This is a genomic window from Buchnera aphidicola (Nurudea yanoniella) (assembly GCA_039829995.1).
In the GTDB taxonomy this organism is placed as follows: Bacteria; Pseudomonadota; Gammaproteobacteria; order Enterobacterales; family Enterobacteriaceae; genus Buchnera_B; species Buchnera_B aphidicola_AV.
In genome coordinates, this window is the sequence record CP140036.1 from 37,804 (window position 1) to 51,029 (window position 13,226).

Annotated in this window: 11 protein-coding genes and 4 tRNA genes; 3 read left to right on the plus strand and 12 right to left on the minus strand. The window is 25.2% G+C overall.

The features are described 5' to 3' along the window. Window positions 1–73: 73 nt before the first annotated feature. The 11 genes from rpoB to U0T64_00210 all read right to left on the minus strand — a co-directional run bounded on the left by rpoB (window position 74) and on the right by U0T64_00210 (window position 8,472). Complete coding sequence (gene rpoB, locus U0T64_00160) at window positions 74–4,102, minus strand: DNA-directed RNA polymerase subunit beta (GenBank protein ID XBC41297.1); 4,029 nt, start codon at window positions 4,100–4,102, stop codon at window positions 74–76. A gap of 257 nt (window positions 4,103–4,359) precedes the next feature. Further along, window positions 4,360–4,728, minus strand: coding sequence for a 50S ribosomal protein L7/L12 (gene rplL, locus U0T64_00165; protein XBC41298.1), 369 nt, complete (start codon window positions 4,726–4,728; stop codon window positions 4,360–4,362). 60 nt (window positions 4,729–4,788) lie between these two features. Beyond that, window positions 4,789–5,286 carry a 50S ribosomal protein L10 gene (gene rplJ, locus U0T64_00170; GenBank protein XBC41299.1) on the minus strand — a complete coding sequence of 166 codons (498 nt, stop codon included), beginning with the start codon at window positions 5,284–5,286 and terminating at the stop codon, window positions 4,789–4,791. A gap of 266 nt (window positions 5,287–5,552) precedes the next feature. Next, the gene (rplA, locus tag U0T64_00175; GenBank protein ID XBC41300.1) at window positions 5,553–6,257 is read right to left on the minus strand and encodes a 50S ribosomal protein L1; all 705 of its coding nucleotides are present in this window, start codon (window positions 6,255–6,257) and stop codon (window positions 5,553–5,555) included. Beyond that, window positions 6,258–6,689 (minus strand): 50S ribosomal protein L11, encoded by a 432-nt coding sequence (rplK, locus tag U0T64_00180; protein XBC41301.1) that lies wholly within the window; start codon window positions 6,687–6,689, stop codon window positions 6,258–6,260. It abuts the gene before it with no gap. Between the two features lie 66 nt (window positions 6,690–6,755). Further along, entirely contained in the window at window positions 6,756–7,301 is a 546-nt protein-coding gene (gene nusG, locus U0T64_00185) for a transcription termination/antitermination protein NusG (GenBank protein XBC41302.1), read from the minus strand. Between the two features lies 1 nt (window position 7,302). Continuing rightward, a complete protein-coding gene (gene secE, locus U0T64_00190) occupies window positions 7,303–7,686 on the minus strand; it encodes a preprotein translocase subunit SecE (protein ID XBC41303.1) in 384 nt (127 codons plus the stop codon). 404 nt (window positions 7,687–8,090) lie between these two features. Next, window positions 8,091–8,164, minus strand: a tRNA-Thr gene (locus U0T64_00195). Between the two features lie 9 nt (window positions 8,165–8,173). Then, window positions 8,174–8,245: transfer RNA gene (locus tag U0T64_00200), tRNA-Gly, on the minus strand. A gap of 44 nt (window positions 8,246–8,289) precedes the next feature. Next, window positions 8,290–8,371: transfer RNA gene (locus U0T64_00205), tRNA-Tyr, on the minus strand. A 28-nt stretch (window positions 8,372–8,399) separates the two neighbouring features. Beyond that, window positions 8,400–8,472 (minus strand) — tRNA-Thr (locus tag U0T64_00210). A gap of 202 nt (window positions 8,473–8,674) precedes the next feature. Here U0T64_00210 and coaA point away from each other — a divergent pair. After that, the gene (coaA, locus tag U0T64_00215) at window positions 8,675–9,484 is read left to right on the plus strand and encodes a type I pantothenate kinase (protein XBC41304.1); all 810 of its coding nucleotides are present in this window, start codon (window positions 8,675–8,677) and stop codon (window positions 9,482–9,484) included. A 70-nt stretch (window positions 9,485–9,554) separates the two neighbouring features. On the opposite strand, the gene murB is transcribed toward coaA, so the two are convergent. Continuing rightward, window positions 9,555–10,568 carry a UDP-N-acetylmuramate dehydrogenase gene (murB, locus tag U0T64_00220; protein XBC41305.1) on the minus strand — a complete coding sequence of 338 codons (1,014 nt, stop codon included), beginning with the start codon at window positions 10,566–10,568 and terminating at the stop codon, window positions 9,555–9,557. A 189-nt stretch (window positions 10,569–10,757) separates the two neighbouring features. Between murB and metF the strand changes: the two genes are divergently transcribed. After that, window positions 10,758–11,645 (plus strand): methylenetetrahydrofolate reductase, encoded by an 888-nt coding sequence (gene metF, locus U0T64_00225; GenBank protein ID XBC41306.1) that lies wholly within the window; start codon window positions 10,758–10,760, stop codon window positions 11,643–11,645. Between the two features lie 331 nt (window positions 11,646–11,976). Next, window positions 11,977–13,194, plus strand: coding sequence for an argininosuccinate synthase (locus U0T64_00230; GenBank protein XBC41307.1), 1,218 nt, complete (start codon window positions 11,977–11,979; stop codon window positions 13,192–13,194). Window positions 13,195–13,226: the final 32 nt, after the last annotated feature.

Sequence of the window (13,226 nt, forward strand, 5' to 3'; positions counted from 1 at the left end):
TTCCTGTAGAAGTGAACGTTTGAAATAATCAAATTTAGTTAATAAGAAGTTTTGAAAATAAGTATTAATCTTTCTAATTATTTTCTAATTCAATATTAATACCTAATGATCTAATTTCTTTTAATAATACATTAAAAGATTCAGGCATTCCTGGTTCCATTTTATAATTTCCATCTACTATATTTTTATACATTTTCGTTCTTCCGTTAACATCATCTGATTTTACTGTTAGCATTTCTTGTAAAGTGTAAGCAGCTCCATAAGCTTCTAGAGCCCAAACCTCCATTTCTCCGAATCTTTGTCCTCCAAATTGAGCTTTTCCACCTAATGGCTGTTGAGTAACTAAACTATAAGATCCAGTAGATCTCGCATGCATTTTATCATCTACAAGATGATTAAGTTTTAACATATACATATATCCAACAGTAACAGGTCTTTCAAATTTTTCTCCAGTTCTTCCATCAAATAATGTTATTTGTCCAGAAGTAGGAAGATTTGCTAATTTTAATAGTTCTTTTATTTCTTTTTCTTGAGCTCCATCAAAAACAGGTGTTGCAATTGGCATGCCATCTTTAAAATTTTTTGCTAAACATAAAATTTCATCATCCGAAAATGTATTTAAATCTACTTTTTGTGTAACTTTTTCTCCTAAGTTAAAAGCTGCTTGAATAAAATTCCGAATAGATTTAATAGATTTTTTATATTTCAGCATTTTATTAATTTTATCCCCAATTCCTTTTGATGCTAGTCCTAAATGAGTTTCTAAAATTTGTCCTATGTTCATTCTAGATGGAACACCTAAAGGATTCAAAACAATATCTATAGGAACACCATTTTGATCATAAGGCATATCTTCTATAGGATTAATTTTTGAAATTACTCCTTTATTTCCATGACGACCAGCCATTTTATCTCCAGGTTGTATATGTCTTTTTACTGCTAAATAAACTTTTACAATTTTTAAAATACCAGGTGTTAAGTCATCGCCTTGAGTAATTTTTTTATGTTTAATTTCCAATTTTTTTTCGAATTCTTTTTTAAGATCGTTATATTGACGAGACAATTGTATTAATTTTTTTTTGTTTTTTTTATCATTTACAGGAATATTTAACCATTCTTTTTTAGGTAATTTATTTAAATTTTCTAATTTAATATCAGAACATAATAAAATAGATTGAATTTGATTAAATAAACTATATTCGAATATTTTAAATTCTTCTGTAAGATCTTTTTTTGCTTGTTGTAATTGTGTATCTTCTATTTTTAGTGCTCGTTTATCTTTTTTAACTCCATCTCTTGTGAATACTTGTATATCAATTACTGTTCCAGATACTCCATTAGGTACTCTTAACGATGAATCCTTTACATCTGAAGCTTTTTCTCCAAATATAGCTCTTAATAATTTTTCTTCTGGAGTTAATTGCGTTTCACCTTTTGGAGTTACTTTCCCTACTAAAATATCTCCTCCTTTTACTTCAGCACCAATATAAACGATTCCTGATTCGTCTAATTTAGATAATGCATATTCTCCTACATTAGGTATATCTGATGTAATTTCTTCAGGCCCTAGTTTTGTATCTCGTGAAATACAAGCTAATTCTTGAATATGAATTGTAGTAAATCTATCTTCTCGAACTACTTTTTCTGATATTAAAATAGAGTCTTCAAAATTATATCCATTCCAAGGCATGAATGCTACACGCATATTTTGTCCTAATGCTAATTCACCTAAATCAGTAGATGGTCCATCTGCTATCACATTTCCTTTTTCAATTTTTTCTCCTAGAGATACACAAGGTATTTGATTAATGCACGTATTTTGATTAGATCTAGTATATTTTGTTAAGTTGTAAATATCGATTCCTGCTTCTCCAGGAATCATTTCTTCTTTGTTTATTTTAATAATAATTCTTGATGCATCTATGTATTGAACAGTTCCACTTCTTTTAGCTATTTCAGTTACGCCAGAATCTACAGCTACAGTTCGTTCCATCCCAGTTCCAACTAATGGTTTTTCTGATATTAATGTTGGAACAGCCTGTCGTTGCATATTAGCACCCATCAAAGCTCTATTAGCATCGTCATGTTCTAAAAATGGAATTAATGAAGCACCTACAGAAACGATTTGTTGTGTAGAAACGTCCATATAATTAACCTGGCTAGGATGAAATAAACTAGATTCTCCCTTATATCTACAAGTTACTAATTCGTCGATAAAATTTCTATTTTTATCTAAATTTGTATTAGCTTGTGCAATGATGAAATTTCCTTCTTCTATAGCCGAAAGATATTCTATTTCATGAGTGATTTTACCGTCTTTAACTTTTTGATAAGGTGTTTCTAAAAAACCATATATATTAGTTCTAGCATATACAGATAAAGAATTAATTAAACCAATATTAGGACCTTCTGGTGTTTCAATTGGACAAACTCGTCCATAATGTGTTGGATGAACATCTCTCACTTCAAATCCAGCTCGTTCTCTAGTTAATCCTCCTAAACCTAATGCAGAAATACGCCGCTTATGCGTTATTTCTGATAACGGATTATTTTGATCCATAAATTGAGATAATTGACTAGATCCAAAAAATTCTTTTATTGCTGCAGAAATTGGCTTAGCATTAATCATATCTTGAGGAACAAGTGTATCTAAGTCACTTAGAGATAATCTTTCTTTTACAGCTCTTTCAACTCGTATTAATCCTATTCTAAATTGATTTTCTGCCATTTCTCCTACCGATCTTATTCTTCTATTTCCTAAATGATCGATGTCATCAATATTTCCTTTGCCATTTCTGATATCAATTAATTTTTTTATTACATCAATTATATCTATTTTACTTAGTGTATTTTTCCCTTGTATATATGTTCTTGATAAAGAACGATTAAATTTCATGCGACCGACCGAAGAGAGATCATATTTTTCTTCCGAAAAGAATAAATTTTCAAACAAATTTTCCGTCGCATCTCGTGTTGGAGGTTCTCCAGGACGCATCATTCGATAAATTTCAATTAAGGCACTGGAACGATCAAAAGTAGAGTCAATTTTTAACGTTTCTGAAATATATGGACCATGATCTAAATCATTTGTAAATATTGTTTGAATTTCAGAATAACCGTTTAATTTCAGTTTTTTAATTACTTCTATATTTAATTCAGTATTAGCTAATAAAATAATTTCTTTGGTTTTTTTATTATAATAATTTTTTGCTGATACTTTTCCTATTAAATATTCTATTGGTACTTCTATAGAACTAATTTTATTTTTTTTTAATACATTAATGTGTCGAGCAGTAATACGTTGCCCTTTTTTTACATATATTTCTTTATTACAAACAATATCAAATGTTGCTGTTTCTCCACGTAATCTTTCTGGAATTAGTTCCATTATTATTTTTTTTTGAAATATTTTAAATGTATTTTTTTTAAAAAATATGTCTAAAATTTCTTCTATATTTAAATTTAATGCTTTTAAAATAATACTTACAGGTAATTTACGTCGTCTATCAATACGAATAAATAAATTATCTTTTGGATCAAATTCAAAATCTAGCCATGATCCTCGATATGGAATAATGCGAGCATTATATAGTACTTTTCCAGACGAATGAGTTTTCCCTTTATCACTATCAAAAAATACTCCTGGACTACGATGTAATTGAGATACTACTACTCTTTCAGTTCCATTTATGATAAATGTTCCATTTTTTGTCATTAATGGAATTTCTCCCATATATACTTCTTGTTCTTTTATTGTTTTTATAGTTCTTTCTAATGTTTCACGTTCATAAATTATAAGCCGTAGTTTTACACGTAATGGAGCAGAATAAGTAGATCCTCTAATTTGGCATTCTTTTACATCAAAAGTGGAATTTCCTAAAAAATATTCGATATATTGTAATTCGGCATTTTTGTTATAACTTAAAATAGGAAATATTGATTTAAATGCCGCTTCTAATCCATATAAAGTATTTAAGTCTTTTTTTATAAATTTTTGAAATGAGTCAAGTTGGATGGAAAGAAGGTATGGTACATCAAGCACTTTTTTGCGTTTTCCAAAATTTTTTCGAATTCGTTTTCTTTCAGTATAAGAGTAAACCATAGGGTTCCTCGATTAGTCAGTCAATTTGAGTATTATTTATCGTATTATTAAAAATAATTTTAGTAATTTTTTATTTTTGTGACATTGAGAATTACATATTTTTTTATAAAATAAAGAATAATAAAATAATTGTATGACTAAAAATTTATTTATTATAAATATTAAAGATGATAATTTAAAATAATTACATAGAAAAGGCTGGTGACTTATAATCACCAGCTGCTAAAATATATAATTTCAATTAATAGTATAAATTTTTACTTAATTTCTACTTCGGCACCGGTTTCGTCTAATATTTTTTTCAGAGATTCAGCTTCTGTTTTAGTAATATGTTCTTTGATTACAGTAGGAGCTGATTCAACTAGATCTTTTGCTTCTTTTAGTCCTAATCCAGTAGCACTTCTTACTGCCTTTATAACTGATACTTTGTTGGTACCGATAGATTTTAATATTACATCAAATTCTGTCTTTTCTTCAATTGGTTCTACAATAGATTGAGATACAGAATTTATAGACGTTTCCGCTGATATTCCAAATTTTTTTTCCATATCAGAAATCAACTCAACAACATTTATAACTGACATTTCTGATATAGCTTCTAAAATTTGTTCTTTTGTTATAGACATAATATTTGTCCTTTATAATATCTAAAAAAATAATTTTAAGTATTATTTACAAGATACAAATTATATTTCGCTTTTTATTTTTTTTATAGATAAAAGTGCACGCATTAATTTCCCTACAGCTGCTTCTTTAAGAAGTATCATTAATCGATATATTGTTTCGTCATATGTTGGTATATCTGATAATATATTAATATTAGATGCAGACAATATTTTATCTTCAAATACAGCTCCAATAATTTTAAAATCATTATTTTTAATGGAAAATTCTTTAAATAATTTTGCTGCACTTCTTGGATGGTCTATAGAGTAGCCTATTAGTACTGGTCCAACTAATAGTTTTTTTAAGTTTTCGAATTTAGTATCTTTAATACCTAATTTTATTAAATTGTTTTTAAAAACCCCTAATTTTATACCTATTTTTCGAGCTAATTTTCGTAATTCAGTTATTGTATTGACTTTCACATTTCTTGAATCAGCAATAACTATGGATAATGCTTGTTTAGTTATGTTGTTAATTTTTTTAACAATTTCTTTTTTTTTCTGAAAGTTCAATACCATTAATTTAAGTGCTCCTAAATTTAATAAAAACTATAGACATGATTTTATTAAAAATAAAAACTAATAATTTCATTCGTATAATTTTTACATATTTTAATTCTTTTTATTTAAATGATAATAGAATAATTAAAATTATATATTTTAAAGTTTAGATAGCAAGCAAGCATTATTTAAATATTATTTACACTGAAAGTGTTAAATTTAGATGTTAATTTATGAAATGAATCTTTCAGTATAAAGAATTTTTTTTATAGAGTAAAGTAAAATTAAATCACTACATAGTTTAAGTTATTGAAATTAATATTTATACCTAAACTCATTGTTGTTGAAAGAGTAATTTTTTTAATATATGATCCTTTTAAAGTTTTCGGTTTCAATCTTTTTAAAGATTTTAATAAAACGTGTAAATTTTCTTGTATGTTTTTATTTAAAAAGTTAATTTTTCCTATTGATGTATGTATGATTCCATTTTTATCATTTTTATAATTTATTTGACCGATTTTTGCATTTTTAATTGCAGTTTTAATATCATTAGTTACTGTTCCTAATTTTGTATTAGGCATTAAACCACGAGGTCCTAGTACTGGACCTAATTTATTTACAAAATGCATGACATCAACAGAGGCAATTGCAATATTAAAATCAATATTGTTTTTTTGTATTTTTTCGATTAAATCATGAAGACCTACGTATTCTGCGCCACATTTTTTGGCGATTTCAAAGTTTTTTTCTTGAGTAAAAACTGCTACTTTTATAATTTTTCCTATACCATGAGGTAATACAGTACTTCCCCGGATATTTTGATCAGATTTTTTAGGATTAATACTTAAATTAATAGATACATCTATACTTTCATTAAATTTAGAAATAGCCATTTTTTTTAGTAATTCAATGCCTTCTTCAATGTCAAAATTTTTTTTATTTTTAACTAAAGTATGCATAAATTGCATTTTTTTAGTAATTTTTTTCATTTATTTTCCTTTTATGGTTAAACCTATAGAATGAGCAGTTCCTATAATAGATTTAGTCATATTTTCAATATTGGATCCAGTCATATCAGTTTCTTTTATTTTTGCAATTTCTTTTATTTGTTGATAAGTTATTTCTCCGACTTTTTCAGTATTAGGTTTAGAAGAGCCAGATTTAATTCCTACCATTTTTTTTAGTAAAATAGAAGCAGGAGGTGTTTTAGTAATAAAAGAAAATGTTTTATCTGAATATACAGTTATTATAGTAGGAATAGGTAATCCTTTTTCTAAATTATTAGTTTTCACATTAAATAATTTACAAAATTCCATAATATTTACACCTTTTTGTCCTAAAGCTGGCCCTACCGGAGGACTAGGATTAGCCATTCCTGCGGAAACTTGTAATTTTATATAAGATTGTATTTTTTTTGCCATATTTTCCCTTGTTTTCAAAGTATGTATATTTTTATGTTGTATTTTAAAATTATTAAAAAGTACTATTTAATTTTTTTTAACTTGTCCAAAATCTAATTCTACGGGAGTTGATCTTCCAAATATAGAAACTGATACTTTTAATCGATTTTTTTCATAATCTACTTGTTCTACTATTCCATTAAAATCTAAAAAAGGTCCATCATTTACTCTAACCATTTCTCCCGGTTCAAATAATGTTTTAGGTCGAGGTTTATTTCCAATTTGTTTAAGTCGATTAATTATAATGTTTACCTCTTTGTCACTTATTGGAGAAGGTTTATCAGAAGTACCTCCTATAAATCCTAATACACGTGGTATGCTTCGAATTAAATGCCAACTTGAGTCATTCATTATCATTTGAATTAATACGTATCCTGGAAAAAATTTATACTCACTTTTTTTTTGTTGTCCTGCTTTAATTTCTACAACTTCTTCAGTTGGAACCATGACGTCTCCAAACAATTTTTCCATGTTATTTAGCTTTATATGTTCTTGTATTGATTGCATAACACGACTTTCAAAGCCAGAAAATGCTTGCAATACGTACCACCGTTTCTTAGGATTTTTATACATATTATATCCTTAAACTAATTAAAAATGATACTAGTCGGATTAAAAAATTATCTAATCCCCATAAAATTAAAGAAATTAAAAAAGTTGCAATTATTACAATAATAGTTATGTGAAGTGTTTCTTTAAAACTAGGCCAAGTTATTTTTTTAGTTTCTTTTTTAGTTTCTTGTATTAATAAAGTTATTTTTTTCCATTTTTTTATTGAAAACATTAGTACACTAATTGAACTAATTAAAAATATTGTTATGATGGTATGCAAAGTAAAAGATAAATTGAAATCATAGTAATTATTTAAAAATATCAATGTTATTAGTATTCCTATACTGATCCATTTTATTATATTTAAAATTTTGATTTTATTGTAAATTTTTGTTTTTTTTATCATTTATTATCCTATGATGTAAATTGATTATAAAGGTATATTGTATAATTTTATTATAAAACATAGTTTTTTTATTGAATAAAAATATAAAATTATTAGATGAAAATTTTTTATTTTAGTATAAATTAATGTATTTCAATGTAATTTAGTATATGTGGTATGTGATAAAAGTTATGATTTAACAAAATTATTTAAATATTATTAATTTACATAAATTATATAGAATTAATATTTTCTAATGAAATCATGTATATAAAATATATGAATGTTTAAAATAATTTAAATTTATTAATCGAAGTGGTATTTAAGCTTTTTAATTTTTTATGAAAAAGATAATTTAATGTGAGTTTTAAATGTTAAGGATTTATTATTTTTTAAAAAATTTTAAAAATTAATAGTTATTTATTTGCTGATACCCAGATTCAAACTGGGGGCCTCACCCTTACCAAGGGTGTGCTCTATCATACTGAGCTATATCAGCGATTTTTTTAGCGAGCAGCGGGAATCGAACCCGCATCATCAGCTTGGAAGGCTGAGGTAATATCCATTATACGATGTTCGCATATTAAGAAATAATTTTTAAATTAAAATTGAAAAACGAATTTTTGGTGGGAGAAGGATTCGAACCTTCGAAGTCTATGACGGCAGATTTACAGTCTGCTCCCTTTAACCACTCGGGAATCCCACCAAATTTTTATATTTCAATATTTATTTTTTGCCGGCTACCGGAATCGAACTGGTTACCTACTGATTACAAGTCAGTTGCTCTACCTATTGAGCTAAGCCGGCATTTATCACTAATATATTACGTATAGATTTAATTTTATGCAATAAAAATTTTATACTAATCCACTATTATTTTTTTAAGAAAAATTTTCAAAATTTTTATATGTTTATAAAAATGATTTTTTAAATGATTTTTATAAAAATTATTGTTTTTATAGTTTTAAACTAGTATTTTAAAAGTATTTCAAATGAAATGTTATTTTTTATGAAGACTGTAGAGTTAGATAAAAACATTGAAAATATTTTAAAATATTTAGTTAAAGATATTTTGTATAATGATTTAGTTAATTCATACTCAAGTGAGAATAAGAATACAAAACCTTATATTTTAGGAATAACCGGAAGTGTATCTGTTGGAAAAAGTACTATGTCTCGTATATTACAAAAAGGATTAAAAAAATATTTTACTAATAAAAATATTTCTATAATTACAACAGATAGTTTTTTATATTCTAATGAAATTTTAAACAATTTAGGATTGATGGAACAAAAAGGATTTCCTAAAACATATGATATTTATAGATTAAAAAAATTTTTTTTAGATATTACATTTGGTATCCAAAACATAAATATTCCTGTTTATTCTCATTTTTTTCAGAATATTGTTCCAAGTTGTAATAAAATTGTACAAAAATCTGATATTTTCATTATAGAAGGTTTACATATTTTAAATCCTTATTTTTACATAACACAAAAAGATGGTTCTTTTTATTTTTCAGATTTTTTTAACTTTTCAATTTACATGGATGCAAAGGATGAATTTTTGATAGAATGGTATCTAAATCGGTTTTTACGTTTAAGAAAAATTTCTAAGTTTTATCCACGTTCTTTTTTTAATTTTTATTTTAAAATGTCTTTAAATGATGCAATAAATTATGCTATTAGAGTATGGTATAAGATTAATTATAAAAATTTAAAGGAAAACATTTTTTTTACAAAACAATATGCTAATCTCATTATAAACAAAAATTTTGAACATGAAATAAATTATGTTAAATTTATAAAATTTAAGTAGTATTTTAGTATTATGAATTATATATTTATTATTTTTTTAATTCATTTTATATAAGTTTTCCTTGTTTTTATTATAAAACATTGTTTTTTCCGATGATATTAATTTCTTTTTCAAGAAAAATATTGAATTTTTCTTTCACTTTTTTTTGTATTATTTCCGCTAAAGTTAATATATCTCGCGCTGTGGAATTATGTCTGTTAATCAATATTAGAGCTTGTTTTTTATATACTTGCGCTCCTCCTACTGAATATCCTTTCAATTTACATTTTTCAATTAGCCATCCCGCTGATAGTTTTACAAAATTATTTTTTTCAGGATAATAAGGTATATTTTTGTATTTATAAAATAATTTTTCAATATATTTTTTTTTAATTATAGGATTTTTGAAGAAACTTCCAGCATTTCCTATTTTTTTTAAATTAGGTAGTTTTTCTCTCCTAATTTTTTTTATGTAATTAAAAATTTTTAAAGCAGTTATATGTTTATTACGTGATTTTTGAAATAATAAATGATTTGTATTCGGAATCCAAATTTTTTTCAGTTTAATTCCAACAGATAAAATTATATGGTTATAACAATATATTTTTTTAAAAATACTATTTCTATATTTAAACATACAATGTTTAGCCTGTATTTTAATCTTATTAAAGTTTATTAAAGAAAAAATTTCTACATATTCGCATACATCTTTAAATTCTACTCCATATGCTCCTATATTTTGAATGGGAGCTGCACCTACTGTTCCGGGAATAAAAGCTAAATTTTCTAATCCATAAATTCCTAATTTTAATGTATGTACAACTAAATCATGCCATTTTACTCCTCCTTTTGCATTTATCAGCCAATTTTTATCATTTTCTGAAATTGTAATTCCTGAAATTTTATTAATTGCAACGATTCCATTATAATATTTAGAAAATAATGTATTACTTCCTTCACCTAAAAATATAAAAGAGTGTTTTTTTTGACACATATTCCAAGTTTTAATTAAAGTATGTATGTTTTTAATTATGATTATTTTTTTAGCATATGTATTAATTTTAAATGTATGAAATTTTTTTAATGATTGGTTTGCATGTATCATTTTTTTTGTGCTTTATTATGTGATATTGTATAAAATATTATCAGTTTTATATGATATAAAATATGTTTTAAAGGTTTTTGTATTAAGAGATTAGTAATTTACTAACAAATAATAATTATTTTATAATTTGTTAATTCGAATTATATGGATTTCTAATTTTTATTTTTTATTTTTTATAGGAATTATAATATGCATGTTTTTGATATTCATTATCATGAAATATTAAATGAATATTTAGTCAATGTTCGCGAAAAAATTAATATTTCATTTGAATTATTTCCTCCTAAAGATCAAATATCACGAAAAAATCTTTTAAAAACAGTTCAAAAGTTAAAGTGTTTAAATCCCTCTTTTTTTTCGGTAACATGTGGTGCTTTTTTTGGGACAAGAAATAATACATATGATATTTCAAATGAATTAAAAAATCAAATTGATGTTGAAGTTGTTCCACATCTTACTTGCTCTAATATAACTAAAGAAAAATTAATAGAAATTGCTAACAAATATTGGAACAATGGTTTTCGTCATATTTTAGCTTTACGAGGAGATATTAAAAACTTTCAAGAAAAATCTACAATGTATGCTGTGGATTTAATAAAATTATTAAAACGTATTGCTAATTTTGATATTTCAGTTGCTGCTTATCCAGAGATACATCCTGAATCTTCTAATATGCAAATGGATATAATTAATTTGAAAAAAAAAATTGATGCTGGTGCTAATCGTGCTATTACTCAGTTTTTTTTTAGTGTGACTCATTTTTTAAAATTTAGAGATTTATGTATGCGTAATGGTATTACAATAAATATTATTCCTGGTATTTTTCCTATTTTTAATTTTGAACAATTATGTCGATTTTCTAAAATGAGTAATGTAAAAATTCCAATTTGGATTCATCATATGTTTGATGGATTAGAAGGTAATTTTAAAAAAAGCGAAATTATTGGAACGAGTATAGCTATAGATATTGTAAAGGTACTTTATAAAGAAGGAATTCGAGATTTTCATTTTTATACTTTAAATAGATCAGATATGGTAATTTCTATTTGTCATGTTTTAGGAATTAAACAAAAATAAGTTTAATATTGGTAAGTAGTTTTTTAAAATTAATATTAATGAATTGTATAATTTGAAATTTTCATTTTAATTTTCCATTAATGAAGAAATGATATTTATTTGATTGCATTTTTAGGAAATAATTTTATTTTAAATTCATTCATTTAAAATATTTTTGTTTTTTTTAAAACACTAGAAAACGTAAAAATAGAAAATAATTTGTATTTTAATGAAACGAATTATATAAAATATTTGAGAAAATGTAATTTAACATTTACAGAAATATAAAAATAAATTTTTATAAACTTGTATAATAATTTTAAATTGTAATATATAAATTTTAAGGACTTTCATGAGTAATAGAAAAAACATAAAAAAAGTTGTATTAGCTTATTCAGGTGGCTTGGATACATCGGCCATTATTCCATGGATTAAAGATAATTATGGATCGGAGATAATTGCATATGTTGCTGATGTTGGACAATCAAAAAATGATTTATATGAAATTGAAAAAAAAGCGTTACAATCTGGAGCATCTCAGTGTATTGTTGTTGATTTGAAAGAAGAGTTTGTAAAAAATTATGTTTATCCTACATTAAAAACAGGTGCATTATATGAAGGAAATTATTTGTTAGGAACAGCGTTAGCTCGTCCTATTATAGCTAAAAAACAGGTAGAAATTGCATTACAATTAGGAGCAGATGGTTTATGTCATGGTGCTACTGGAAAAGGAAATGATCAAGTCCGTTTTGAAACGACATATGCTGCATTAGCACCTCAATTGAAAGTTATTGTTCCTTGGAGAGAATGGAATTTACGTTCACGTGAAGAGTTATTATTATATTTAAGTAAAAAAAATGTAAAAACAACAGCCACTGTTGAAAAAATTTATAGTAGAGATGAAAATGCATGGCATATTTCAACTGAAGGTGGAATCCTTGAAGATCCATGGAATCGATGTATAAAAAATTGTTGGGTATGGACTATCGATCCTAAAAAGGCTCCGAATAAACCTGAAGTAGTGTCTTTAACCATAAAAAATGGTTGTGTAATAAAAGTTAATGAAAATTTTTTAACACCTTTTCAATGTTTGCAAAAATTAAATATTATAGGCTCGAGACATGGAATTGGCCGTGTGGATATAATTGAAAATCGTTTAGTAGGTATGAAATCTCGAGGTTGTTATGAAACTCCAGGAGGAACAATTATATTTAATGCATTACGTGCGATTGAACAGTTAGTATTAGATAGAGATAGTTTTAAATGGAGGCAAATACTTGGATTAGAAATGTCATATGTAATTTATAATGGAAACTGGTTTAGTCCTATTCGTAAATCTATTCAAGCGTCTGCTGATGTGTTATCTTCAGAATTAAATGGAGAAGTAATTTTAGAATTGTATAAAGGACAAGTGACTTCTCTTCAAAAATGTTCACCTAATTCTTTATACACTAAAGATTATGCTACGTTTGGTTTAGATGATGTATATTGTCAATCCGATGCATATGGTTTTATAAAACTTTTTTCTTTACCTTCGAGAATTAGAGCAATTAATAAAAATTCTAATTAATTTAAACAAGTGTTTAGATAAAATTTTATGTT